At 41.5% G+C, this 25,236-nt stretch carries 23 protein-coding genes and 1 tRNA gene; 6 read left to right on the plus strand and 18 right to left on the minus strand.

What is annotated here, in order from left to right:
- The first annotated feature begins 252 nt into the window (after positions 1-252).
- The 4 genes from IEO70_RS10800 to IEO70_RS10815 all read left to right on the plus strand — a co-directional run bounded on the left by IEO70_RS10800 (position 253) and on the right by IEO70_RS10815 (position 1,896).
- Positions 253-414 carry a hypothetical protein gene (locus IEO70_RS10800; protein ID WP_190998378.1) on the plus strand — a complete coding sequence of 54 codons (162 nt, stop codon included), beginning with the start codon at positions 253-255 and terminating at the stop codon, positions 412-414.
- On the plus strand, positions 411-1,256 hold the full coding sequence (locus tag IEO70_RS10805) for a recombinase family protein (protein ID WP_268938733.1): 846 nt from the start codon (positions 411-413) through the stop codon (positions 1,254-1,256). The genes IEO70_RS10800 and IEO70_RS10805 overlap by 4 nt, the downstream gene beginning before the upstream one ends.
- A 33-nt stretch (positions 1,257-1,289) precedes the next feature.
- Complete coding sequence (locus tag IEO70_RS10810; RefSeq protein WP_190998380.1) at positions 1,290-1,562, plus strand: zinc ribbon domain-containing protein; 273 nt, start codon at positions 1,290-1,292, stop codon at positions 1,560-1,562.
- Between the two features lie 61 nt (positions 1,563-1,623).
- Positions 1,624-1,896, plus strand: coding sequence for a hypothetical protein (locus IEO70_RS10815; RefSeq protein ID WP_190998381.1), 273 nt, complete (start codon positions 1,624-1,626; stop codon positions 1,894-1,896).
- 31 nt (positions 1,897-1,927) lie between these two features.
- Here the strand turns inward: IEO70_RS10815 and rlmD are convergent, their stop codons facing one another.
- The 4 genes from rlmD to IEO70_RS10835 all read right to left on the minus strand — a co-directional run bounded on the left by rlmD (position 1,928) and on the right by IEO70_RS10835 (position 6,124).
- Entirely contained in the window at positions 1,928-3,298 is a 1,371-nt protein-coding gene (rlmD, locus tag IEO70_RS10820; protein WP_190998382.1) for a 23S rRNA (uracil(1939)-C(5))-methyltransferase RlmD, read from the minus strand.
- A gap of 150 nt (positions 3,299-3,448) precedes the next feature.
- Positions 3,449-4,246, minus strand: coding sequence for an alpha/beta fold hydrolase (locus tag IEO70_RS10825; protein ID WP_190998383.1), 798 nt, complete (start codon positions 4,244-4,246; stop codon positions 3,449-3,451).
- Positions 4,247-4,384: 138 nt separating this feature from the next.
- Positions 4,385-5,314, minus strand: coding sequence for a diacylglycerol kinase (locus IEO70_RS10830; protein ID WP_190998431.1), 930 nt, complete (start codon positions 5,312-5,314; stop codon positions 4,385-4,387).
- Between the two features lie 87 nt (positions 5,315-5,401).
- Positions 5,402-6,124 (minus strand): DUF3784 domain-containing protein, encoded by a 723-nt coding sequence (locus IEO70_RS10835; protein WP_190998384.1) that lies wholly within the window; start codon positions 6,122-6,124, stop codon positions 5,402-5,404.
- A gap of 141 nt (positions 6,125-6,265) precedes the next feature.
- On the opposite strand from IEO70_RS10835, the gene IEO70_RS10840 reads away from it, so the two are divergent.
- Positions 6,266-6,338 (plus strand) — tRNA-Lys (locus IEO70_RS10840).
- A 117-nt stretch (positions 6,339-6,455) separates the two neighbouring features.
- On the opposite strand, the gene gatB is transcribed toward IEO70_RS10840, so the two are convergent.
- From gatB to IEO70_RS10890, 10 genes are all read right to left on the minus strand, one after another.
- On the minus strand, positions 6,456-7,886 hold the full coding sequence (gene gatB / locus IEO70_RS10845) for an Asp-tRNA(Asn)/Glu-tRNA(Gln) amidotransferase subunit GatB (RefSeq protein WP_190998385.1): 1,431 nt from the start codon (positions 7,884-7,886) through the stop codon (positions 6,456-6,458).
- A gap of 12 nt (positions 7,887-7,898) precedes the next feature.
- Positions 7,899-9,359, minus strand: a complete 1,461-nt coding sequence (gene gatA / locus IEO70_RS10850; RefSeq protein WP_190998386.1) for an Asp-tRNA(Asn)/Glu-tRNA(Gln) amidotransferase subunit GatA — start codon at positions 9,357-9,359, stop codon at positions 7,899-7,901.
- Between the two features lie 11 nt (positions 9,360-9,370).
- The gene (gatC, locus tag IEO70_RS10855) at positions 9,371-9,661 is read right to left on the minus strand and encodes an Asp-tRNA(Asn)/Glu-tRNA(Gln) amidotransferase subunit GatC (RefSeq protein WP_190998387.1); all 291 of its coding nucleotides are present in this window, start codon (positions 9,659-9,661) and stop codon (positions 9,371-9,373) included.
- A gap of 575 nt (positions 9,662-10,236) precedes the next feature.
- A complete protein-coding gene (locus IEO70_RS10860) occupies positions 10,237-11,433 on the minus strand; it encodes a CamS family sex pheromone protein (RefSeq protein WP_190998388.1) in 1,197 nt (398 codons plus the stop codon).
- A gap of 15 nt (positions 11,434-11,448) precedes the next feature.
- Complete coding sequence (gene ligA, locus IEO70_RS10865; protein WP_190998389.1) at positions 11,449-13,455, minus strand: NAD-dependent DNA ligase LigA; 2,007 nt, start codon at positions 13,453-13,455, stop codon at positions 11,449-11,451.
- A gap of 18 nt (positions 13,456-13,473) precedes the next feature.
- The gene (gene pcrA / locus IEO70_RS10870; protein ID WP_190998390.1) at positions 13,474-15,708 is read right to left on the minus strand and encodes a DNA helicase PcrA; all 2,235 of its coding nucleotides are present in this window, start codon (positions 15,706-15,708) and stop codon (positions 13,474-13,476) included.
- Between the two features lie 75 nt (positions 15,709-15,783).
- Positions 15,784-16,473, minus strand: a complete 690-nt coding sequence (gene pcrB, locus IEO70_RS10875; RefSeq protein WP_190998391.1) for a heptaprenylglyceryl phosphate synthase — start codon at positions 16,471-16,473, stop codon at positions 15,784-15,786.
- Between the two features lie 240 nt (positions 16,474-16,713).
- Positions 16,714-17,007 (minus strand): YerC/YecD family TrpR-related protein, encoded by a 294-nt coding sequence (locus IEO70_RS10880; RefSeq protein WP_190998392.1) that lies wholly within the window; start codon positions 17,005-17,007, stop codon positions 16,714-16,716.
- A 92-nt stretch (positions 17,008-17,099) separates the two neighbouring features.
- Positions 17,100-18,116 (minus strand): DUF3048 domain-containing protein, encoded by a 1,017-nt coding sequence (locus tag IEO70_RS10885; RefSeq protein ID WP_190998393.1) that lies wholly within the window; start codon positions 18,114-18,116, stop codon positions 17,100-17,102.
- 64 nt (positions 18,117-18,180) lie between these two features.
- Entirely contained in the window at positions 18,181-19,923 is a 1,743-nt protein-coding gene (locus tag IEO70_RS10890) for an adenine deaminase C-terminal domain-containing protein (protein WP_190998394.1), read from the minus strand.
- A gap of 236 nt (positions 19,924-20,159) precedes the next feature.
- On the opposite strand from IEO70_RS10890, the gene IEO70_RS10895 reads away from it, so the two are divergent.
- Positions 20,160-20,471 carry a YgaP family membrane protein gene (locus tag IEO70_RS10895; protein WP_190998395.1) on the plus strand — a complete coding sequence of 104 codons (312 nt, stop codon included), beginning with the start codon at positions 20,160-20,162 and terminating at the stop codon, positions 20,469-20,471.
- Between the two features lie 237 nt (positions 20,472-20,708).
- On the opposite strand, the gene purD is transcribed toward IEO70_RS10895, so the two are convergent.
- From purD to purM, 4 genes are read right to left on the minus strand one after another with little or no spacing between them, the layout of a single operon-like run.
- A complete protein-coding gene (gene purD, locus IEO70_RS10900; protein WP_190998396.1) occupies positions 20,709-21,980 on the minus strand; it encodes a phosphoribosylamine--glycine ligase in 1,272 nt (423 codons plus the stop codon).
- A gap of 17 nt (positions 21,981-21,997) precedes the next feature.
- Positions 21,998-23,533 (minus strand): bifunctional phosphoribosylaminoimidazolecarboxamide formyltransferase/IMP cyclohydrolase, encoded by a 1,536-nt coding sequence (gene purH / locus IEO70_RS10905; RefSeq protein WP_190998397.1) that lies wholly within the window; start codon positions 23,531-23,533, stop codon positions 21,998-22,000.
- A gap of 25 nt (positions 23,534-23,558) precedes the next feature.
- Entirely contained in the window at positions 23,559-24,122 is a 564-nt protein-coding gene (gene purN, locus IEO70_RS10910) for a phosphoribosylglycinamide formyltransferase (RefSeq protein WP_190998398.1), read from the minus strand.
- Between the two features lie 6 nt (positions 24,123-24,128).
- Positions 24,129-25,157 carry a phosphoribosylformylglycinamidine cyclo-ligase gene (gene purM, locus IEO70_RS10915; RefSeq protein ID WP_190998399.1) on the minus strand — a complete coding sequence of 343 codons (1,029 nt, stop codon included), beginning with the start codon at positions 25,155-25,157 and terminating at the stop codon, positions 24,129-24,131.
- Between the last annotated feature and the right edge of the window lie 79 nt (positions 25,158-25,236).

A 25,236-nucleotide genomic window follows, 5' to 3' on the forward strand; every position in this document is an offset into this window, starting at 1 on the left:
CGAGAATAGATGCATTACCGAAACTTCTTAATCAAGAATGGATGAAAAACCGAATGTCTTCATCTATGACATTCATCAAATATATATCAATTACACGAAAAGGCACTAACACTGCCTTTTCAAGCCATTTTATTTCGATACTTTATCTGTAATGGTATACCAATACGGAAGGAGTACCGAAAAACTATTAACAGTATAGACATACTACCGAAAAATTTACAAAGCAACAAAGACAACTAGGAGAGGAAACAAATGAAAGTAACAAGATTATACGCAAATCCAGAAAAGGCTATAGATGTCCGTAGCTTACTTACCCAATTGGTCCATTTAGAACTCGATAAATTGGTGAATACTAATAAATTAAACTCGTCAACATCTCATGGAAAAATGACTATAGGCGGTGATTACTCATGAGATGTGCTATATACGCTCGGGTATCTACCGAGATGGATTCACAAAAGACTTCAATCGATAATCAAATTGATATATTCCGTAGCTATGCATCCCAACAGAACTGGGAAATTGTCAAAGTGTACACCGATAAAAAGTCCGGGACCAAAAACAACAGACCCGGATTAAAATCCCTCATTGAGGATGGGAAATCCGGTGTATACGATGTCATTCTCGCCAAAGAGCTTTCTCGTTTGGCACGTAACGGACGCTTGTCATATGAGTTGCGGGACATTTGCCAAATGCACGATCTCCACATTGTCTGCTTGGATAAATCCATCAACAGCTTGGAAGGCAATGTACAAAACTTTGGATTATTTGCCTGGCTTTATGAAAACGAGTCAACCAACAGCAGCAGACGTAATAAACAGGCGAAACGAGTGAAAGCACAACGCGGGCTGTTTGTCGGTTCGAACCCTCCATATGGCTATCAATGCAAGGAAGGAAAACTGAGCATCCGGAATGATAACACTCCTCAAATCGTGAAGCGAATCTTTCAAGATTATCTATCCGGTAAAGGGATGGACACAATAGCTAAAAAACTGACAGCGGAACAATGTCCTACCCCCTCACAGATAGCAGGTAAATCAAATGCTTCTCCACTATGGCATGCTTCTTCCGTGAAGAACATCCTTAATAACCGTCATTATTGTGGTGATCTGGTACAGAACCGCACAGAAACTATTTCTGTGACATCCACGAAAAGACGTGAAGTGAAAAGCGATGTAATGACCATTCATGAAGATACTCATGAAGCAATCATTCCAAAAGAAACCTTTCATACGGTTCAGGAAATGTTATCTTGACGCACTCGTACAGCGACAGCTCCTAAAAAGCATTTGTTCACCAATCTGCTTTTCTGTGAGGGGTGTGGCAAAGCCATGTGGTACAAAGCAAACCAGCGCGGATATCGATGTGGGGGCAATATCAAGCACGGAGACTGTTTCTGTACAAACAGACTCCCGATCCGAGAAGGAGAACTCAAGGAAATCATCGAAGAGGACTTACGAGAACTGTTCAAATCCTTCCAGGATGAATCATTTACAGCAACCTTAACAACAAAAGCTGGAAACGAAGAAGCAACAGATCCTGCAGGAAATTTCAACTGTTGAACAGGTTATAGACCAGCTACGGAACAAGAAACTTGAATATGTAAATCTCTATACAGATGATATGATTACGAAAGATGAATTAATTGAATTCAGGATGTTAATTGACAAAAAAGTCGAGGATGCAAAAAAGAAGCGTATTCAGCTCGAAGAAAGCTTGAAAGAATGCACTGAGGAAAGTTACTCAATTGATTTGAGCAAAAAATTGAAGGATCTTTTAAACCTAAAGGAACTGACTCCTCAACTCCTTCACTCACTAGTCGAAAAAATTGCTTGCACAGCTGAGGGACATATCAGGATTCAATACACGTTCATAAATCCAATACAGGAAACATAAAAAGGCAGTGCCCCCGAGAGGGCTGACTGCCTTATTTTAAAATGAGTTGTGAGATACACTCCACATGTGTAGTCTGCGGGAACATATCGACAGGCTGAACTTCGCGAGTTTCATAACCACCTTCTCCTAAGATACGAAGGTCGCGCGCCAGTGTGCCCGGGTTACATGAAACATAAACGACTTTCTTCGGTTTCATGGCAATGATTGTGTTCAATAATGCTTCGTCGCAGCCCTTTCTTGGAGGGTCAACGACGATGACATCAGCTTTAATTCCTTCTGCTGCCATGTTTGTGATGACTTCTTCAGCCGCACCTACCAAAAACTCTGCGTTTGTAATGCCGTTAAGCTCCGCATTGCGCTTCGCATCTTTAATCGCATCTTCTACGATTTCAACTCCGTATACTTTTTTCGCTTTTTGAGCAAGGAATAAAGAAATAGTGCCGATTCCGCAATACGCATCGATAACTGTTTCTTCGCCAGTCAGCTCGGCGTACTCAAGCGCTTTGTCGTAAAGCACTTTTGTTTGGTCCGGATTGACTTGATAGAACGAGCGCGGTGAAATCGCGAACTTAACTTCTCCAATACTGTCCGTAATTGTGCTTTTACCCCAAAGAGTGACAGAACGATCACCTAAAATAACGTTTGTGCGTTTTGTATTAATGTTTTGGACGATACTTGCTACATTCGGAATCGCCTTCACGATATCTCTTACGATTTCTACGTCATTTGGCAATTGTCTGGTACGTGTTACAAGCACAATCATAATCTCGCCTGTTTGCTTCGCCCAACGAACCATAATGTGGCGAAGAACGCCGCGGTGATCTTGCTCATTATATGGAGAAATCCCATTCTCTTTGCAAATGTCACGTACTTTTAAAACAACAGAATCATCCATTGAAAGCTCAACGCCGCAGTTTTCCATATCAACGATTTCATGGCTGCGTTTTTTATAGTAACCGGCAACAAATTTGCCGTTTTGTTCGCCGACAGGCACTTGTACTTTATTGCGGTAGCTCCATGGTTTTTCCATACCTAGTACAGGGTGCACGTTAACATCTTTTAATCCGCCAAGACGCTCTAATGCGTCGCGTACTTGCTTTTCTTTTGCACGAAGCTGACCTTCATAGCTTAAGTGCAGAAGCTGTGCGCCGCCACATTCTTTATGAAGTTTACATGGGTTTTCAACACGCTCCGGACTTGGTTCGATAATTTCTTCCAAGCGACCAAAGCCGTAGCCCTTGTTCACTTTAATTACTTTTACTTTTGCCTTTTCTCCGGGTAGTGCGTTAGGAATGAACAACGGATAGCCATCGACTTTCGCCACTCCTGAACCGTCTTGTGTTAAATCTTCCACGTCAACCGTTACTACATCATTTTTAGAGACGGGTGCTTGCTTTTTCATGTATACTGTTTCCTCATTTCTATAGACAATCTTAATTAAGATCTAATTTACTAAATATAAAGCTTCCATTCGTATTATAGACTGTTTTCTTACTTTAAACAAAAAAATCCCTTGCAACGAACTACAAAAATCGTTTCAAGGGACTGCATTCTATTTTATTACAAAAGCAGATTGATTATTTTCTAATAGAAATCGAAGGGTGACATCATTAAATCGCTCAGGCTGATCGATATTGCAGACGTGACCGGCATCCTCAATACACTCCAGTGTCACATCACATTTTGAGCTAATAACGACATCCTCTACTGTTTCCAAAAATAAATAATCTTCTTTCCCCATCACAAAAAGTGTAGGGATACCGTAAAAATTTCTCTGTAACTTGCGCAGAAATGGATTTATGTTTTTAGTAAGCGAAAACCATCTGATAAATTCCTTCTGGCACATCTTCTTAGCTAATTGCACAAACGTATTTCGTGCCTCTTTATGATTATTTCTTGGCATAATAATCCATGCGAACAATCGATATATCCACATATACGGAAGGATGTATTTCCCAAAATTCCCTACAGATATATAAAACTTCGTCCGCAAATCCAATCCTGTTACTGCTCCGCCGAGAATCATGGAGCTGACTCGATCGGGATAGCGCTTTGCAATCGTCTGAATGACTATAGTCCCTAATGAAATGCCGATAAAATGTGTCTTTTCAATCTGCTCATAATTGATGACCTCCATAATTTCATCGGCGATATCGCTGAAATTATCTCCCTTTTTCCAGACAATCTGATTAGATTTCCCATGACCTCTTAAATCTACCAAAAGCACATTGAAATGCTTTTTATATTCCCTTAACTGCTTGTACCAAATCGCTGAACTTGAACCTGCCCCATGAATCAACGTTACCCAAGCAGTCTGTCTATCGATCACGTATGTCCGGTAATGCAGCAACGAGCCCTTCCCCCTTTGATGTTCGCCTTGCTTTATAGTATTTATAGTAAATTTTACTCCAAAACAATAATTTCAAACGCTTTCAAAACTAACCAAAAAGGAAAAATCCAACTGATGTTAGGATTCTTCCTCATAACTTTATTCAATATCTGTATTTCTTTCCGGCAGTACATCCGGTTTGAAATCATCCGGAACAAAAACGTCAAAATGGCGGTACATATTCACGAACTCAGCAGGAGCTAATCCACCATATTCGCCATCTAAATTCAGCATCATTTTATCTTTCGATGTCACCTTAATACGATTTGCTTTCGCATAAATAACATTTGGGTCATTTATATGCTCGCCTCGCAGTGTCATCGTGATAACTCGAATAAAATCAGCCAAGTTCAACTTTTTCAAAATTAGCAGTGTAAACATGCCATCATTTAAAGAAGCATCGGGAGCTAAACGTTCAAACCCGCCGACCGAATTAGTATTGGCTACTAGAAAGAGCATGATTTCTCCTTCAAAAAGCTTTCCATCATACTCAATTGAAACTTCAGACGCTCTGATTGACGGAAGCATTTCAATCCCTTTCAAGTAGTAAGCAAGTTGCCCTAGCATCGTTTTCAGTTTACTCGGCACTTCATATGTCAACTCTGTTAGTCGGCCGCCTCCAGCGATGTTAATAAAGTATCTATCATTCATTTTTCCGATATCAATCGGCATCGTATGCCCTTTCGCAATAATATCAACCGCTTTATCAACATTACGACTAACGTGAATTGCACGTGCGAAATCATTGGTTGTACCAGTCGGAATGATGCCAAGCTTCGGACGGACCTCTGCATCAGCAAGACCGTTGATTACTTCATAAATTGTACCGTCTCCGCCGGCAGCTATGACAACATCATATTTTCTTTCAATCGCGATACGTGCAGCTTCTGTTGCATCTCCTGCTCCTGTTGTCGCATGGCAAGAGGCTTCATAACCTGCTGCCTCCAACTTTGCCAAAATATCCGGCAAATGCTTGCGAATGACTTCACGGCCGGACGTTGGATTGTATATTAACCTTGCCCTTTTCATCATCATCATCCTATAATCTTATTTCATTAATTTATTGAGAGTTGATTATATAGCACCATTTCAAAAATTGCTACTTTTTTTCAAATTCTACTCTTTCATATTTCCTTTGATTATATTGTACCATTGCATTGTTTCTTGTTCATCCTTTGAATTCAAAATAAGAAAACCTTTCTTTGTATCCAACAGAATATAAGGTGGTTCATCCAAAAACACATACATTCGACCTTTTCCTAATTCCTTAGATGAATAATGGCCTAAAGCACGTGTTGATGAACCAAAGCCGTTAGTTCGCTTCATATCATTCGGCAAACTATCAATCAACTCAGCAGACAATATATCTTCGCGATTCAGCTCATAACTGTACATACCGCTAAAAAAAATCGTTTTATCATCTATTGTCACGTTGGTCGGACGCAATCCCATAAAAAACAGCACACTGACAAAAGCTAACACAATAGCAGTGAGACTGATAGAGATAATATAATTTCTCTTCCTTTTCTTTGGCAATGAGTATCTCGAACCGTAGATGGTTCCTCCTAATGTGTAGACCAGGAAAACACCCACTTGAATCTCCAAAGCGTAAGGTACGGCCAATGCCAAAATCAAAGTCCCGAACAGCCAAATGATTGCCATTCCCCATAAAAATCGGCCACTATAGGTAAGGTAGCCGTTATTTCTATACTCTTCCTTTTCTTCCTCACTGCTTGTATTATACCCGGAAATGAAATCGTACATCTTTTTATTATGCACTAAATAAGCCAGCCCACACAAAATAATTCCAATAATTATCCAAGTTACAAGTAATCCCATCTTCAAACCTCCTAGTTTACTTCCTTTCCTCCTTTTATATACGGTTAAATAATATAAAAGGTTTCTTCAGGTAAAATCTGACTACAAATAATTTAGATTTTATTTTGAATAATATAAATTATAGTGATATAATAAAAACACGGGCTGTTAGCTTAGTTGGTAGAGCAACTGACTCTTAATCAGTAGGTCAAGGGTTCGAACCCCTTACAGCCCATTGCTAATAACTCTCAAACCCATAAAAAAGAGGCAACACTTAACCGTGCTGCCTCTTTTTAGTATTCGAGAAGCTAATTCAAAAACGAAAAAGGACCGGTGACGTTTTTTCTTTTTATTATCGCTTCTGAATTTCCTGCAATAATAATTTATTAACCAGTTGAGGGTTAGCTTGCCCTTTTGTCGCTTTCATAATTTGACCGACTAAGAATCCTGTCGCTTTTTGTTTCCCAGCTTTAAAGTCTTCAATTGATTGCGGATTGTTATCAAGTGCCTCAGCAATGACTTTCAGCAGCGCACCCTCATCGGAAATCTGTACTAAGCCTTTTGCTTTTACAATTTCTTCTGCGTCTCCGCCGTTTTCGACCAATTCCTTAAAGACCGTTTTGGCAATTTTAGATGAGATGGTTCCGTTCTCGATCAGTTGAATCATACCTGCTAATGATTGCGGAGTTAAAGCAACACCAGTAAGTTCTTTATTCTCAGCATTCAAGTAAGCCAGCAGTTCGCCCATAATCCAGTTCGATGCTTGCTTTGCTTCTGCACCTGCCGCAACAGTCGCTTCGAAGAAATCCGCTGTTTCTTTTGCCACTGTCAGGATAGCCGCATCATATGCAGGCAAGCCCATTTGCTCAACGTAACGTTTTTGGCGAGCATCCGGAAGCTCAGGAATTTCTGCACGAATGCGATTCTTCCATTCGTCATCAATGTAAAGCTCTACTAAATCCGGCTCCGGGAAGTAGCGATAATCATCCGAACCTTCTTTAACACGCATCAAAATTGTTTTGCCTGAAGATTCATCAAATCGGCGTGTTTCTTGCTCGATTTTACCTCCAGCAGATACAGTAGCTATTTGACGGCGCTCTTCGAACTCAAGTCCTTTGCGGACGAAGCTGAATGAGTTTAGGTTTTTAAGCTCTGTCTTTGTGCCTAACTCTTCCTGCCCATACGGACGGATCGAGATGTTCGCATCACAGCGAAGCGAGCCCTCTTCCATTTTACAGTCGGATACTTCCGTAAATTGAATGATTGATTTCAGTTTTTCCAAATATGCATACGCCTCTTCCGGTGTGCGAATATCGGGCTCCGATACAATTTCAATCAACGGCGTTCCTTGGCGGTTGTAATCGCATAAAGAATAACCGAATTCATGCGTCAGTTTTCCTGCATCCTCTTCCAAATGCAAACGCGTGATACCGATGCGCTTTTTCTGGCCATTCACTTCAATATCAATGTAGCCGTTCTCTCCGATTGGCTGATCAAATTGAGAAATTTGATATGCCTTTGGATTGTCCGGATAAAAGTAGTTTTTGCGGTCAAATTTCGTATGCGTCGCTACTTCACAGTTCAATGCCATAGCTGCTTTCATCGCATACTCAACTGCTTTTCTGTTCACGACAGGCAATACGCCCGGATAGCCTAAATCGATGACAGATGTATTGGAATTCGGCTCAGCACCGAAATGGTTTGGACTTGATGAAAAGATTTTTGATTCTGTTTTTAACTCAACGTGTACTTCTAAACCTATTACAGTTTCAAATTGTTGCATTTCCCTCACCCCTTACAGTTGCGGTTTTTTTGTATGATGATCAGTTGCTTGCTCAAATGCATGCGCAACTCGGTATACTGTACTTTCGTCAAAGTGCTTGCCGATAATTTGCAGACCAAGCGGTAATCCTTGCTCTGACAATCCACACGGAACCGAAATACCCGGAACGCCTGCTAAGTTCACTGGGATTGTCAAAATATCATTCGCATACATTGTCAGCGGGTCTTTTACATTTTGACCGATTTGGAATGCAGGTGTCGGTGTTGTCGGACCAATAATGACATCATATTTTTCAAATACGTCTTCAAAATCTTTTTTGATTAATGTACGAACTTGCTGTGCCTTTTTATAATATGCATCATAGTAGCCGGAGCTTAGCGCGAATGTTCCAAGCATAATTCGGCGCTTTACTTCTGTGCCAAATCCTTCAGCACGTGTATTTTTGTACATATCCATCAGTGTTTCTCCGTTTGGCGAGCGATAACCGTAACGAACGCCATCAAAGCGTGCCAAGTTCGCTGAAGCCTCTGAAGAAGATAGAAGGTAATAAGTTGCCAATGCATATTTCGAATGAGGCAGTGATACTTCCTCCCATGTAGCACCTAAAGATTCAAGCACCTTTAATGCTCCAAGGACAGAATTCTTCACTTCCTCCGTAACGCCTTCCCCTAAATATTCTTTTGGAACGGCAATACGAAGACCTTTTACATCGCCAGTCAATGCATCCGTAAACTTCGGTACAGCCAGATTAGCTGAAGTGCCGTCAAGCGGATCAATTCCGGAAATAGCTTCTAACAGGAAAGCATTATCTTCTACTGTGTTTGTGATTGGACCGATTTGATCAAGTGATGAAGCAAACGCTACTAGGCCAAAACGGGATACACGTCCGTATGTCGGCTTCAATCCTACAACACCGCAATATGCTGCCGGCTGGCGAATAGAACCGCCTGTGTCCGAACCAAGCGAGAACAATACTTCACCAGCTGCTACTGCTGCAGCCGAACCGCCTGAAGAACCACCTGGAACATATTCAATATTCCAAGGATTCCGAACATTCTTATAAGCAGAATTTTCGTTAGATGAGCCCATCGCAAATTCATCCATGTTCAATTTCCCGATCGTCACTGTGCCTGCCTGACGAAGTTTCTCCACTACAGTAGCATCATAAATAGGATCGAAGTTTTCTAAAATTTTGCTGGCACATGTTGTGCGCAGATTTTTCGTTACGATATTATCTTTAATACCAATCGGCATACCGAATAAAAGACCGGATGCTTCACCTTTTGCCAGCTTCTCATCTAATTGTGCCGCATGATTACGCGCACCTTCTTCATCTAACGTCAAAAACGCAGAAACTGTTTCGTCTACTTCTGCAATACGTTTATAAGATGCATCTACTAAATCAGTTACTTTTAATTCTTTTTTATCAAAAAGTGTTTGCAGCTCTCGCAAACTACTAGTGAACAAGTCCATGCTGATCCCCCTTAATCCATAATCGACGGTACGCGAATGTAACCATCTTGTTGGTCTGGTGCATTTTTTACAACTTCCTCAACCGGAAGACCTTCTTTCGCAACATCCTCACGAAGAACATTGACCATCTCCAAAACATGCGATGTCGGCTTGACGTTAGTAGTATCTAACTCATTTAATTGCTCAGCAAAAGTAATGATTGCATCAAGCTCTTTTCTCATTTGTTCCGCTTCTTCTTCATTTACAGCCAAACGGGCAAGATGTGCTACGTGTTTTACTTCCTCTATTGAAATACGTGACATAATCGTTCACCTCCAAATTATCTATCAATAAACTAAGCAAACGCCCAGTTTCTTTCAATTATTTCCAATGTATTCACCTTTATAAAAAGCATTAAAAATCATATTATTAATATTATCAGACTTTCGCACACTAAAGCAATAATGACATATTATATTTCCCCATAATGATATTTTATATTTGATTATAGGTGCAGGAAACGGCAAAAGCGGGGTATTTAAGAATTTAAAATGTAAAAATTTGCACTGATACGTCTAGTTTACGCCCAAATAATTCAAAATGTGCAAAAAGACAATAGAACGGCATAAAACCGAAGGCTTAATAAGTCTCTCGGTTACGTTACGTTTTTAATATAATGGATAACAGTGCAACAGTTCACTCTAGCATCATGTAATCCTGCATTGACAAAAACCTAAAGTACACAACCATGTAAGCCAGCCCTTACTCATCGATAAATGGACTGACAAATCCTTGCTTTACCTCCGGATAGATGCAAACTCTAACTTTCTTGAAAGATAAAAAAGCAAAAAACAGACTCAATCATCATGTTTTTTGCTTTCTATTTTTTGTCGTTGACTTACTGATACATATGGACAATCGGCTCAGTCGCATTGGCTTTACGGACAATTAATGATTCTTGGCCATAAACTGATGAAATTGATACTTCTACAGAAATATACTCCGGAAAATGCTCCATAACGAGCCCGGTCACATATTGTGTAAATCCGATTGCTTCTGTTTTACCGTAAAATTGAATCGGTATGTCAATCTTCAATTCCTGAAGTTGATCGTCAATATAAAATCCACGTCCAATAACCCCATTGAAGTTAGGAAAGTATTCTTCAACATCATGTTTAAAGTTCAGGAAGGCAGTATTGTCATCCCGATGCTCATCTTTTGCTTCTTCTGAAGGGAACAGCATATACTCTTCATTTAAATCTTTCCAATTAGAGACGGCGTTCTTCCCTTTACCGACATTTGTATAAGAAACAAAATGACCAGGCACTACCGATTTATTCGATTCTTGTTTAAATAAGGCAATTGTAATTGGAACTTCTTCAAGTCCTTTCATTCCCCTTAACCTTTGAAGCACTTTATCGGCGATTTTCTTGCCCTCTTCCATCATCTCTTTCTCGGAAATTTCCGTCTCGTACGTTGCTCCGTATGCTTCTTTTTGATAATAGTGGACCGAATTTAGAGCAAGACCGATCACGACTCCACCTAAACTGACTGTATCATCGGACTTCTTCACCATATAATTGTGCTCTAAAATATGAGCCAGATATAGCGGGTATTTCTGATTTCTCTCATCAATGTCACCAGTTCCCGGATCGCTCGGATTTAAGCCAAGGTTATCGATAGCATCGATTTTCTTTCCTTTTTTCTGTTCCTGTTTCTTCTGCTGTTCCTTTAGCTGTTCCTCTGTATATTCGCGTTGCAGCCAACTTTTCACTGTATCACTATCAAGAAATTGACCTTCCTTAAATAAATACGTATCCGTTGAGAAATCCTCTTGTGCTATTCTCATCAAGCCCATTTCCATTTCCGTCATATCATACCGTGTATTCAAATTGGAAACGACTTGCCCCCTGGCCGCACTTGGTTCAAACGGCAATATGGTTCGATAATAATTATCTGATATTTGGTACTTCGGTATAATCGCTTTTGCAGACTCGTCTTTTGCTTCTTCCGTTGTTTCCTCACCATCTAAATTTGGCGCACAACCAGCCAACAGCAACATTAACCCTACCCCTAAAAACGAGAGCTTCTTCATGCTTGTTTACACCTCTTATTTATTTAGTTCTTCAATCAGCTTCTCCTCATTCCAAACCTCAATTCCTAACTCTTCTGCCTTAGTCAGCTTCGAGCCGGCATCAGCACCTGCAATAACCAAGTGCGTCTTTTTGCTGACACTGCCTGAAACTTTTGCGCCTAGTGCTTCCAGTTTCTCTTTTGCTTCGTTTCTCGTCAGCACTTCTAACTTTCCTGTCAAAACAACTGTTTTCCCCGCAAAGAATGAATCACTTTCCTCTGCCGCTACCAATTTTGGTCCTTTATAGGCCATGCTCACTCCGGAATAAATCAGCTCCTGCAGCAGTTCAGCTGTTTCAGGCATTGAAAAATACGTTACAATAGAATCCGCCATTTTATGGCCGATTTCATTGATATCAGTCAATTCCTCATACGTAGCCTTTGTGATGGCTTCCATTGAACCGTAATGTTGCGCTAACGTTTTAGCAGCCTTTGCTCCGACATGACGAATGCCTAATCCAAACAATAAGCGCTCCAACGAATTTTGTTTTGATGCTTCGATTGCATCGAGAAGCTTCGTTACAGACTTCTCTCCCATTCGTTCCAAGCCAATCAACTGCTCGAAAGTCAACTTATAAAGGTCGGCAACATCTTTAATCAAGTTCTCACGGAATAATTGTGAAATGACCTTCTCTCCGCAACCATCAATATTCATAGCCGTTCTGGAAACAAAATGAATCAGTCCTTCACGGATTTGAGCCGGACATTTCGGATTGATACAACGAAGAGCCACTTCTCCTTCTAAGCGGACAAGCTCGCTTTCGCACTCCGGACAATGAGTGGGCATAACAAATTCCTTCTGTTCATCTGTGCGGCGTTCCACTAGCACATTGACGACTTCAGGAATAATATCGCCTGCTTTTTTCACGACAACATAGTCGTACAGCATAATATCTTTCTCGCGGATTAAATCTTCATTATGAAGAGATGCTCTCCCCACCGTTGTTCCAGCAACTTGCACAGGCTCCAAAATTGCTGTCGGAGTAATAACGCCCGTCCTTCCGACACTCAATTCGATATCCTGAAGCTTTGTTACAACTTCTTCAGCCGGGAACTTGTAAGCAATTGCCCAACGCGGACTTTTCGCTGTAACACCGAGCTCGTCCTGCTGTTCGAAGGAATTCACCTTGATTACAATTCCATCGATTTCATACGGCAAATTCGGACGTTCCTCTGTCCACTTATTAATATAGGAAATGACATCTTGGATGTCAGCACAATTTCTTCGTTCCTGATTCGTTTTGAAGCCGAGCGAATCAAGTAAGTTTAAGCCGTCACTATGTGTCACAACACCTGTTTCCCCCGCATCGGCAATCGCATATAAGAACACATCCAAATTACGTGATGCGGCAATACGTGTATCAAGCTGACGCAGCGAACCAGCCGCTGCATTTCGCGGATTGGCAAACAACTCTTCACCGCGCTCTTCTCTTTGCTTGTTCAAGTTCACAAAAGAACGCTTCGGCATAAATACTTCACCGCGTACCTCGATATTAATAGGCTCCTTAATACGCAGCGGAATCGATTTGACCGTCTTTAAATTTTCGGTTATATCTTCCCCGGTCGTTCCATCGCCACGGGTCGACCCGCGCGTGAAGAGACCATTTTCATAGATGAGCGAAACCGCAAGCCCGTCGATTTTCAATTCGCACACGTACGAATAATTTTCTCCGATTGCCTGGTGCACTTTCCGGTCAAAATCAAGCAAGTCTTCTTCGTTGAAGGCATTGCCCAAACTAAGCATCGGCGTTCGGTGCTGCACTTTCCGGAACATATCGAGCACCGTTCCTCCTACACGCTGCGTAGGAGAATCGGGTGTCTTGAACTGAGGATATTGTTCTTCTAATGTCACTAATTCTTTTAATAAATGATCGTACTCTGAATCCGGAACAGTCGGCTTGTCCAGTACGTGGTATTCATAATTATATTGGTTCAATAACTTTTGCAGCTCTGCTATTCGTTTTTCAGCAGTCGTTACATCCATATATTTGTTCCCTTCTTCTTACAATTTTTCAATTGGCGCAAATGCTGCCAATAAGCGTTTGATGCCAATCGGGCTTGGGAAAGCGATATCAAGCTCTTTCTTTTCTCCCTCGCCTTTTACGCTTACAACCGTTCCTATACCCCACTTCTTATGCTGAACCTTGTTACCGACGGCCCAATCAAAATCGCTGCCTCCAGTTTTCACCGGCGCTTTCACCGGTTTAGCCGCAACTGCCGCTCTTCTTGAAGTATAACCCGTACTTGCGCTTCTGTTCGGCTGTGATGCTTGCATTTTTTGTCTTTCCTCGGCACGGAGATTAATCAGCAATTCACTCGGAATCTCTTCGATAAAGCGAGAAACTGGATTGTAGCTTGTGCGACCGAATAATGTACGCATGCTAGCATTTGTTAAAAACAGCTCTTCCTCGGCACGAGTTATACCTACATAAGCCAGTCGGCGCTCTTCCTCCATCTCTTCCTCTTCCATTAAGGAACGGCTGTGAGGGAATACCCCTTCTTCTAATCCGAGCAGGAAAACAACAGGGAACTCAAGCCCCTTAGCGGAGTGAAGTGTCATTAAAGTAACGCTTGATTGTGGCGTCTCTTCTTTATCAAGCTGATCAATATCTGCTACTAAAGCAAGATCAGTTAAGAATGCGACTAAGCTTTTATCTTCATTTTGATCTTCGAAGTTTTTCGTTACTGACAAGAACTCGTCCAAGTTTTCAAGTCGGCTTTGTGATTCAATTGTTTTCTCTGCTTTCAGCATTTCTTTATAACCGGTTTTATCCAATACTTCTTCGACTAATTCTGTTACCGATAAGTAATCCTGCATATTGGAGTAATTACGGATCATATCTCTGAATTCCAGACATGTTTTGCTGATTTTCGGACTTAGGCCAATCAGTTCGATACTATCTAATGCATCGAACATTGATGTATCCTGCATCGCAGCAAAGTCGGCAATTTTATCGACAGATGTTGAGCCGACCCCTCGTTTTGGAACGTTAATAATTCGACGTAAGCTAATATCGTCATGCGGATTAGATATTAAACGCAAATAAGCTAGAACGTCTTTAATCTCTTTACGATCATAGAACTTCACGCCGCCGACGATGGAGTAAGGAATGTTTGATTTCAGTAAATATTCCTCCATCACACGCGATTGTGCATTGGTACGGTAAAGAATCGCTACGTCATTCAGCTTTTTCTCGCCGTTTCTTGTCAGCTCCAATATTTTCCCAACAACGAATGCCGCTTCTGCCTGCTCATTGTCGGCATTGTAATATTGAATTTTGTTTCCTTCTAAGTTCTCTGTCCACAGATTTTTCGGCTTACGGTTGCTGTTGTTGGCAATCACTTGGTTAGCCGCCTGCAAGATCCGTTTCGTTGAGCGGTAATTTTGCTCCAATAAAATCACATTGGCATTCGGGTAATCTTTCTCAAACGATAAAATATTAGCGATATCCGCTCCGCGCCAGCGATATATCGATTGATCCGAATCCCCTACTACGCATAGATTTTCAAAGCGCTCTGCCAGCATTTTGACAAGCATATATTGTGCTCTGTTCGTATCCTGATACTCATCGACATGGATATATTGGAACTTGCGTTGATAATAAGTCAAAACTTCCGGAACACGCTCAAACAGAAGTATTGTTTTCATAATGAGGTCATCAAAATCTAAGGCTTGATTTTTGCGAAGACGTTTTTCGTATTCTTTATATACATCGCTGACTACCTTTTCATAGTATCCGGCTGCAGTCTTTTCATATTCTTCACTGTTGATCAATTCGTTTTTAGCCGAGCTGATCGCACCTAAAATAGCACGATAATCATATTTCTTAGGATCGATATTTTGGTCCTTCAAAATTTGCTTTATTACTGACTGCTGATCAGTCGTATCAAGGATTGAGAATGTCCGGCTATAGCCGATGCGATCAATGTCTCTTCTCAAAATCCGTACGCACATTGAGTGAAACGTTGAAATCCAAATATCTTCAGCATCCGGACCTAACAGATTGCCAATACGGTCCTTCATTTCACGTGCCGCTTTGTTTGTAAATGTAATCGCTAGAATGTTCCAAGGAGCTACTTCTTTTTCAACCATCAAGTAAGCGATACGATGTGTCAATACGCGCGTTTTGCCGCTTCCGGCTCCGGCCATAATTAACAACGGTCCACTTGTTGTTTGCACCGCTTTTCTTTGCTCCGGATTTAAGCCATTTACAAGTTTATCTGCTTTCATTTCCATTTTTCCACCACCACAAGAACGTTTGTTCTATATATTATACAGTATATTTTATTGTTTGGCTCTGTTAATCATATTTTATCGCTCAAATACGTTTACCGTTGCCAAAGCCTCTTTAAAGTTGTCATAAACAACATTTCCGACTACAACAACATTAGCAAATTGCGCCATTTCAGCTGCTTGCTCTGCATTTGTGATGCCGCCTCCATAAAATAATACGGTGTTTTCTAGGCGATTACTCACTTCACGTACTATTTCCGGATTGCCGTACTTTCCGCTGTACTCCACATAGAAGATTGGCAACGAGAACATTTTTTCAGCCATTTCTGCATATGCCGCTACATCGTCTGCCGATAAATCTGTCTGCGCATCCGATAACTTAGCAGCCTTGCACTCATCGTTTAAAATACAGTAGCCTTCCACAAAAATCTCGTCCCAATTCATGACCTCACCAAACTCTTTAACAGCTTGCTGATGCAGGCCGACTATCCATCTCGGGTCACGGCTATTAAGAACAGTCGGGATAAAATATAGATCAAATCCCGGAGTAACTGTTTCGATTGATGATACTTCTTGGATACAAGGAACACTATAACGTCTGATCCGTGCCATTAAATCTAAAACACCTTCTAGTGTCACATTATCACTTCCGCCCACAATAATGGCATCAGTACCGGATTCACAAAGCTTCTCCAGATTTTCATCACTTATTTCTTTATTTGGATCGAGCTTAAACACATGTCGCCACTCGCTGAAATTTGTATACATAACTTGCCCCCAATCTATCTTCCATTCCCTCATTATAGCATTAAGGAAAACAAGAAAAAAACAATCAATAGTGCCTCGTACTCGTCGTCAAAGAAATAATCGATTTTCACTTTATTATTTACTAAAATTAGAAAAACCGTCACCGGTCCTTTTTACTTGCTCTTTCCTTTAAAAAACAAAAAGGGCAATGACAGCTTCTTTTATCCTTCCTAGGCTGTCATCGCCCTTTTCACATAGTTATTATTTGTCTTTAATACGGTCCAATGCCATTGTATAGGCATCGTTTCCGTAATTAAGGCAACGTTTTACGCGTGAGATTGTCGCTGTGCTTGCTCCGGTTTCCGTTTCAATCTTATGATACGTCTTCCCATCCTGAAGCATTCTGGCAACCTCCAGACGCTGAGCAAGAGATTGTATCTCGTTGACTGTGCACAAATCATCAAAAAATCGATAACATTCTTCAATATTATTTAATGATAATATGGCCTCAAATAGCTGGTCTAATTCTCGTCCTCTTAACTTCTCAATTTGCATAGCATCTCTTACTCCTTTGTCCATTTATATAAATTATCTATTTCGTCCTGTTAAGCAAGGGGGAACAGCCCCGCAGCCAAACAAAATTTACTTTATTTAAAAGTCACAGCTGTCTCTAAACCCGGCTGGTCCGGAATAATATTGATCCAAGTCTTCCCGGGAACAAGCTTCACTTCATCCTGACCTGTCATGAATATAAGCTGACTATCTTGATTAATCCACTCAATTTCATTCCAAACACCTTTTTGCATCAAATAGCCCTTACCGCCGGACTTCAAATCGATGTCGCGTCGCCCTTCTTGGTCTACAACCTCATGATGAGCTTCAATGACCACAATATTATTAAGCAAAACCGGCTCTCCCGTATCGTTATCCACGGTTTGCTCATTTGCAGAGAAGCGTTTGTATGCCAGGTCTGATTCGCTATATTCATAGGTTACATCAAAAGATGCATTACCGTATGTAACTGTAAAATCGCTTCCTTGATTTCCGGACAGAGATGCCAGTTGCTCTTCATTTAAAAATTCCAGAGGCCTTGGCGCACTTTCCATTTCAAACGAGTTTTCTTTCGCACCCTTTATAATATCATCAAAAGCTATATATGAATTATGAGGTGCCTTTCTTGATTTGTCACGCACAAAAAGCGTTCCGTCATATACCATCCCGTCCAAATGATCAATATAGCCGCTCTCCATCAGTTGCTTAGCTTCCGGGCTATAACCGTGATGAATATAAATTGCGTCTAATCCTTTAGCCAGTCTTATGTAATAATCACGCGCACTTCGCACCGGCCCTACCCGATCCGGAAATTCACTTTGATAGACTGCCAAAAATCGTGTCACTTCACCTTCAGCCAATATCTCATACACAAGATCCGCATCCTGAAGTCCGCTTTGCGGTCTCGCTTGTACATGATTATTGATCATTACAGCTACTGCTCTTGCATCCGTACTTTCACTTGTTGCTATTCCGGTAAGAGGAAACGTAGTTTTAGGTTCTGCTGATTCTCGCTCGTTAACTGTTTCTTCTTCCACTTGCTCATCCTGCTGACTGCAAGCTGCAGCCAGTAAGACGAGCAAAACGATCATGAACATCTTCTTCAGCTTCATTTTTTCCCGCCCCTTTTCATAGCTACCAAGTTGTGATTCCATTATACATTATTACTTTACTATTTTAACGCATTATTGTTGGAAAAAGTACTGTCTTGTTCATTACATCATACATTCCTGTCGGTGTAATGCGCAGGTAAGGCAAATGAGTAGCCGAGAAAAACAGCAAACTATATAAAGGATCCGAGAAAGTGTAGCCTCTCTCCCCAAGAAGTTGTTTAAGCTTTTTTTCCTCTTTCATAAGCGTCTCAAGCGGCTCAGTAGACATAATGCCATGCAATGTCAATGGGATTGCCTGCAGCACTTCTCCGTGTTCTGTCATGACAATTCCCCCTCCGATTTCCTTGAGCTTTTGAAAAGCGAGGAGCATATCCTCTTTCCTTTTACCGATGACAATAATATCGCCAGTATTGGAATATGAGCTGGCAAATCCGCACAGCTTATTGGCAAACCCTTTCAGGATTGTATTATTTCTCCACTTACCATGCTTGTCGACCAGCATGAAAAAACACTCGTCGTGATCAAAAGAAAGCTCATCAAATGTCATATCATGTGTTACGGAATACGGCTTTGTAATGACTTCATTCACCATTTCAATTCCAAACGGCGCCGAGAACATCAAGTCATCATGAGTTAGATCCCAATTGATCTCCATCGCTTGCAAACCGAATTTACTCCAATTGACCGAAAACGGATGCTCCGCTTCATCACCGTCTCTTAAAATCCATTGCCCTTTTGACAGAACAGAAACCGGCGTCGGATCTTGCGGGTCTTTCAAAAAGTTAATACTCGCCAATCGACCAGTATTAATGCTTCCATGCAAATGATCCATCCGGTAGTAACGAGCGATATTGATTGTCGCCATATTGTAGGCATCAATCAATGGAACACCATTTTCCAGACAAATTTTAATCAATTTATTCATGACCCCATCTTCATAAAACGATGGTTGCGAACCGTCTGTATTCATAAAAATGTTGTCATAATGATCAATCCCCAGTTGCGACATCTCTTGCAAAAGCTTCGGCAAATCGGGACGGACTGATGAATGGCGCAAAGATACATAAAAGCCCTGCATAATCCGAGTCAAAACTTCTTGTCCGGTCATCGCCTCATGGTCACAGTCCGCTCCAAGCAGCATCATTTTCGCTAATGTTTTCTCGGATGCACCGGGAAAATGTCCCTCTATCCGCTTGTTCATCCGTTTTGCTTCTTGTATCCAATGAAGTTGCAGGTCGTCCCCGGCCAAAAGTTTTGGCCAGCCCGTCAGTTCACCACCTTGAATAACCGCATCATTCTCAAGCCATGCCTTAATATTGCGATGTGAAAATATCTTCTCCTCTTCAGCAATTTCGGTCTGCGGGTCGAAACGGCACCACCAATACATAGACATCGGAGACTTCTTGAACTCTTCAATCAGGGAAAACGCTTTCTTTTTACTTAAATGTAAAAAGAACACCATGTTGTCATTTATGAAAGTCGTGGTTCCCGTTCTTGATGCATATTGTGAAAAAGTTTGGGGATTATATAACTGAAAAGGATGGACATGCGGCTCAATATATCCCGGCACCAAATGATAGGCAGAGCAATCAATCGTTTCACATCCGTCCATATTTTGAGGCAAATTGGAGCCTACATAAACAATTCGGTCTTCGTAAATCCAAATATTCGCTTTCATCCATTGGCGTAAGTTTTGGTTCAAGTAAGTAGCATTCGTTAATAATATATGCGGAGCTTTTGCACCGTTTATGACTGCAATCTGCTCTCGAATTTGTTTGTTTTTCCATTTGTATCGTTGCTCTAGCACAAACACCCCTCATTTCTGTTTATTTTTGTCAGTTTTATATTTGAAAATGATGAACAAAGAAAAAGCAGTATATTTCATCACGAGGAAAGCTGCAAAAAGAGGAAGAATATCTCTGTTTCATTTTCTCAATTTTAAATGTAACAATATTCTGTATACCCATTTTATTATACTTCCCCTCTTTCGTACAATGAGGATTACTAATTTATCCAGAAAAATACATCTAGGAGATGAAATCAATGAAAATACAGCAAAATATCGGAATTTTAAATGCGATGGCAAGAATTACATGCGGCCTGACGATGCTCGCAGTCATTACTTCTAAAATGGTACGGAGACCTTATAAGCAATCGTACATTTTTATAGCGGCAGCTGCTGCTATGAAAGTGGCAGAAGGTATTGTGCGGTATTGCCCAATGACAGATATGTTTCAAAGAGGAAAAGGCATGTACAGCGATACAATGGACAACATCATGGACGCTGCTTCCTCTTTAAGTGACGAGATGTCAATGAATGAAGAATCAACTGATCAAACCTATAATCCAAGCTAGAAAAACCGTCACCGGTCCTTTTTCATCACGAATAAGCTACTTAGATTCACTTCGATGAAAAAGGAGACATGCGGCAGGACTAAGACAGTCGCGCCGTGAAACCCGCTTTTGGTTTCACAAAGTGAATGGCTTAGGACCTAGCATGGCAGGTGTAAGGTTAGACAGAGAAAAAACGGCATCGATCTTTTTTGAAAAGCTAAAGACAGACTTCCTTTCAAGCGAAAGTCTGTCTTTTCGTTATTTCATAGCCGCATTCAAAACTCGGTAGCCGATGTCGCTTCTGTAAAATAAGTCATCACAGTCGACTTTCTTAATTTCTTCATATGCTTTTTGCTTCGCTTCAGCAAGCGTCGCTCCTCTAGCTGATAAGAATAATACACGACCTCCGTTTGTCACTGTATTTCCTTCTTCATCAAGAGCTGTTCCGGAATGGTATACATGTACGTCAGGCGAGACGTTTTCCAATCCTTTAATAACCGCGCCTTTATTATAGTCACCCGGATAGCCTTTTGCTGCAAGAACCACACCAAGCACAGCATCATCATGCCATTCGATTTCGATATTTTCGCCAGCTTTAACTGCCTCGAGCACATCGACTAAATCCGATTTCAATCTTGGCAAGATTACTTGCGTTTCAGGATCGCCAAAGCGCGCATTGAACTCAATTACTTTTGGTCCGTTTGCAGTCAGCATTAAGCCAGCATATAAAATGCCTGAGAATTCGCGACCTTCGCTAATCATAGCGTTTGCTGTCGGCTTTACGATTGTTTCTAATGACTCGGCGATGACTGCATCAGAAATTTGTGGCACTGGAGAATAAGCACCCATTCCTCCTGTATTTGGTCCTTGATCACCGTCAAAAGCACGCTTATGGTCTTGCGCAATTACCATTGGATACACTTTATCGCCATTGACAAAGCTTAATAGAGAAAACTCTTCTCCTTCTAAATACTCCTCAATGACAACACTCGCAGATGCTGCTCCGAATTTTTCATCTAACAGCATATCTGAGAGAGCATCGAACGCTTCTGCTTCTGTCATCGCTACAACAACACCTTTACCTGCCGCTAAGCCATTCGCTTTAATGACAATCGGTGCACCCATTTTTTCAACGTACGCCTTCGCTTCATCGAATGAAGTGAATGTTTCATAAGCAGCTGTAGGAATGTCATATTTCTTCATTAAGTCTTTAGCGAAGCTTTTGCTGCCTTCAATTTCAGCAGCGTTCCGGCGCGGTCCGAATGCACGAAGACCCTCTGCTTCTAAAGCATTCACAAGTCCATCCAAAAGCGGCACTTCCGGACCGACAAATGTCCATTCAACGTTATTGGCTTTGGCAAATTCAATGATGTTCTCTGTTTCATTTTCCTGAACAGGAACAAGCGTTGCAACATCTGACATACCAGGGTTTCCCGGCGCAACAAACACTTTGTCCACACGCTTGCTTTCCGAAAACTTGCGGGCAATGGCATGTTCACGCCCTCCGCGACCTATAACTAAAACATTCATTTTTCGCTTCTCTCCTCTTAGTGTTTGAAATGTCTTACGCCTGTAAATACCATTGCGATGCCGTGTTCATCAGCAGCCTTAATGGAATCTTCATCTTTAATGCTTCCGCCTGGCTGAATAATTGCCGTAATGCCTGCTTTTGCAGCAGCCTCAACTGTATCGCTCATCGGGAAGAATGCATCAGACGCCAAGGCAGCACCCTTCGCTTTTTCGCCCGCTTGCTCAAGCGCAATTTTTGCTGCACCGACACGGTTCATTTGACCGGCGCCTACACCTAATGTCATCTGCGCATCATTGACTACAATCGCATTTGATTTAACGTGCTTAACAACTTTCCAGCCAAGCTTTAATGCTTCCCATTCTTGTTCTGTTGGTTGTCGTTTTGTCGGAACCGTTACTGTTGCTTGCTCCAATGTGAAGCTGTCCGCATCCTGAACTAGAAGTCCGCCTTCAACAGAAGCCAATACTTTTTCATTCGCATTCACATCGTTGAACGGGATTGTCAAAAGACGAATATTTTTCTTGCCTGTCAAAATGCTAAGCGCTTCTTCAGAGAAACTTGGAGCAATGACGATCTCTAAGAAAATTTCATGCAGTTTTATAGCAGTTTCGGCATCTACTTCACGGTTTAATGCAACAATTCCTCCAAATATTGACGTTGGATCTGCTTCAAACGCTTTTGTATAGGCTTGATAAACCGTTTCGCCTGTTCCGACGCCGCAAGAGTTGTTATGTTTAACAGCGACTGCTGCCGGACCTTCAAATTCTTTCACGATTTGAAGAGCGGCATTTGCATCGTTAATATTGTTGTAAGAAAGCTCTTTACCGTGCAGTTGTTCTGCATTGGCAATCGAGAATGTCGAGCCTAACGGTTTTTTATAGAAAGCTGCTTTTTGGTGCGGGTTCTCTCCATAGCGCAAGCTTTGTTTTAAGTCAAAAGTGTATGTGACGCTTTCAGGCTCTTCTTCGCCCACAAGCTCCGTCATATATTGTGAAATTACACTGTCATATGCTGCGGTATGACGGAATACTTTTGCCGCTAATGCACGGCGTGTTTCTAATGTTGTAGAGCCTTGTTCTTTATATTCAGCGATGACTTTTTCATAGTCAGCAGGATCAACAACAACTGTTACATACTGATGATTTTTCGCTGAAGACCGAAGCATTGTCGGACCGCCGATATCAATATTTTCAATTGCATCTTCTTCTGTTACATCCGGCTTCGCAATAGTCTGCTGAAATGGATATAAGTTAACGCAAACAAGTTCGATTGGTTGAATGTTATGCGCCGCAATTTGTTGCTTATGGTCTTCATCATCATGCTTAGACAATAATGCACCGTGAACATTCGGATGCAATGTTTTCACACGTCCGTCCAAAATTTCCGGGAATCCTGTTACATCACTGATGCCGATTACATCAACGCCCGCTGTCTGAAGGGCATTTTTGGTGCCTCCGGTCGAGATGATTTCAAAGCCCAGTTCTTTCAGCTGTTTTGCAAATTCAACAATACCTGCTTTATCCGATACACTAATTAACGCTCTTTTTGCCATGATCTCTATTCGCTCCTTCTAGCTACTATGAAAAAATTCGTTTTAACACGTCTGGATATAAAATGTGCTCTGTTTCTTGAATACGCTTTTGCAATGATTCTCTCGTATCGTCTTCTTTTACTTCTACTGCTCTTTGGTCGATGATTGGACCTGTGTCCATCCCTTCATCGACATAATGTACTGTCACACCCGTCATTTTCACGCCTGCATTAAATGCTTGGCCAATGGCATCCTTGCCTGGAAAAGCCGGCAGCAGTGATGGGTGAATGTTGACGATTTTATGGGAGTATGCAGCTAATAGCGTTTCTCCGATTAGACGCATATAGCCTGCAAGTATAATAAACTCTGCTTCTCTTTGCTGAAGCTGATTCAATATCTCTTTTTCAAAAGCCACTTTGCTGTCATACGCTTTTGCCGAGAAAACGAATGTCGGAATATTTTCTTTTTTTGCTCGTTCGATTACATAGGCTGATGGCTGGTCACATACAAGCAGGACAATTTCCGCTTGCAGAGACCCATCCTTGATGCTATCAGAAATACTTTGGAAATTGCTCCCGCTCCCGGAAGCGAATATGGCTATTTTTTTCATTGTCCTTTAGTTCCCCCAATGTACTCCTTGTTCTGCTGTAACTTTGCCGATTGCATATGCTTTTTCGCCGTGTTCTTCGAAATGCTTAACAGCAGCATCTGCTTGCTCAGCCGGTACAACAACAATCATACCGATACCCATATTGAAGATGTTGTACATCTCCTCTTCTACTAAATTGCCTTCTTTTTGAAGCAGCTTAAAGATTGGAAGAACAGGCCATGAACCTTTTGTAATTTCCACACCAAGGTTTTTAGGAAGCATTCTTGGGATGTTTTCGATAAAGCCGCCGCCCGTAATATGTGCCATTCCTTTAATTTCGTATTGTTTCAATGCCGACAATAAAGATTTCACATAAATGCGTGTCGGTTTAAGTAGCTCTTCTCCAAGCTTGCAGCCTAATTCTTCTACATGCTCATGCAAGTCGCGCTTTCCATCTTGCAATAAAACTTTACGCACTAAAGAGTAGCCGTTGCTGTGAATACCGCTTGAAGCCAAGCCAATCAGCACATCGCCTGACTGAATGTTTTCACCAGTCACAAGTTTTTTCTTCTCGCATGCACCGACAGCGAATCCTGCCAAATCATATTCTTCTTCATCATACATGCCTGGCATTTCAGCTGTCTCGCCACCGATTAATGCTGCTCCTGCTTGCTCGCACCCTGTCGCCACACCTTTTACGATGCTTTCGATTTTATCCGGGTCAGCTTTGCCGCAAGCAATATAATCTAAAAAGTAAAGCGGCTCCGCACCTTGCACCACGATGTCATTTACGCACATAGCCACGCAATCGATACCGATGCTGTCATGCTGATCCATCATGAAGGCAAGCATCAGCTTCGTGCCTACTCCATCCGTCCCTGAAACAAGTACTGGCTCATCTAAACCAAGAGTCGATAAATCAAACATTCCGCCAAATCCGCCCAAACCGCTTAATACACCCGGTCTCATTGTTTTTTGAACATGCTTCTTCATTTTATTTACAGCTTCATATCCAGCTTCAATATCAACGCCGGCCTGTTTATATGCATTTGCCAATTTTCCGTCCTCCAATAGTTGAATTCCGCTTTTCAATCAATCGATTAATTGAAATAATTGGTCGTTATTTCATTAATCA

Origin of the sequence: Peribacillus faecalis, from assembly GCF_014712675.1 — a bacterium.
Taxonomy (GTDB): Bacteria; Bacillota; Bacilli; order Bacillales; family DSM-1321; genus Bacillus_AD; species Bacillus_AD faecalis.

What these genes read in the sequence shown, in the direction of transcription:
- IEO70_RS10800 (WP_190998378.1), top strand. Translation starts at nt 253, where the DNA reads ATGAAAGTAACAAGATTATACGCAAATCCAGAAAAGGCTATAGATGTC.
- IEO70_RS10805 (WP_268938733.1), top strand. Translation starts at nt 411, where the DNA reads ATGAGATGTGCTATATACGCTCGGGTATCTACCGAGATGGATTCACAA.
- IEO70_RS10815 (WP_190998381.1), top strand. Translation starts at nt 1,624, where the DNA reads ATGATTACGAAAGATGAATTAATTGAATTCAGGATGTTAATTGACAAA.
- rlmD (WP_190998382.1), bottom strand. Translation starts at nt 3,298, where the DNA reads ATGAAAAAGCAAGCACCCGTCTCTAAAAATGATGTAGTAACGGTTGAC.
- IEO70_RS10830 (WP_190998431.1), bottom strand. Translation starts at nt 5,314, where the DNA reads ATGAAAAGGGCAAGGTTAATATACAATCCAACGTCCGGCCGTGAAGTC.
- IEO70_RS10835 (WP_190998384.1), bottom strand. Translation starts at nt 6,124, where the DNA reads ATGGGATTACTTGTAACTTGGATAATTATTGGAATTATTTTGTGTGGG.
- gatB (WP_190998385.1), bottom strand. Translation starts at nt 7,886, where the DNA reads ATGCAACAATTTGAAACTGTAATAGGTTTAGAAGTACACGTTGAGTTA.
- gatA (WP_190998386.1), bottom strand. Translation starts at nt 9,359, where the DNA reads ATGGACTTGTTCACTAGTAGTTTGCGAGAGCTGCAAACACTTTTTGAT.
- gatC (WP_190998387.1), bottom strand. Translation starts at nt 9,661, where the DNA reads ATGTCACGTATTTCAATAGAGGAAGTAAAACACGTAGCACATCTTGCC.
- IEO70_RS10860 (WP_190998388.1), bottom strand. Translation starts at nt 11,433, where the DNA reads ATGAAGAAGCTCTCGTTTTTAGGGGTAGGGTTAATGTTGCTGTTGGCT.
- ligA (WP_190998389.1), bottom strand. Translation starts at nt 13,455, where the DNA reads ATGGATGTAACGACTGCTGAAAAACGAATAGCAGAGCTGCAAAAGTTA.
- pcrA (WP_190998390.1), bottom strand. Translation starts at nt 15,708, where the DNA reads ATGGAAATGAAAGCAGATAAACTTGTAAATGGCTTAAATCCGGAGCAA.
- pcrB (WP_190998391.1), bottom strand. Translation starts at nt 16,473, where the DNA reads ATGTATACAAATTTCAGCGAGTGGCGACATGTGTTTAAGCTCGATCCA.
- IEO70_RS10880 (WP_190998392.1), bottom strand. Translation starts at nt 17,007, where the DNA reads ATGCAAATTGAGAAGTTAAGAGGACGAGAATTAGACCAGCTATTTGAG.
- IEO70_RS10885 (WP_190998393.1), bottom strand. Translation starts at nt 18,116, where the DNA reads ATGAAGCTGAAGAAGATGTTCATGATCGTTTTGCTCGTCTTACTGGCT.
- IEO70_RS10895 (WP_190998395.1), top strand. Translation starts at nt 20,160, where the DNA reads ATGAAAATACAGCAAAATATCGGAATTTTAAATGCGATGGCAAGAATT.
- purD (WP_190998396.1), bottom strand. Translation starts at nt 21,980, where the DNA reads ATGAATGTTTTAGTTATAGGTCGCGGAGGGCGTGAACATGCCATTGCC.
- purH (WP_190998397.1), bottom strand. Translation starts at nt 23,533, where the DNA reads ATGGCAAAAAGAGCGTTAATTAGTGTATCGGATAAAGCAGGTATTGTT.
- purN (WP_190998398.1), bottom strand. Translation starts at nt 24,122, where the DNA reads ATGAAAAAAATAGCCATATTCGCTTCCGGGAGCGGGAGCAATTTCCAA.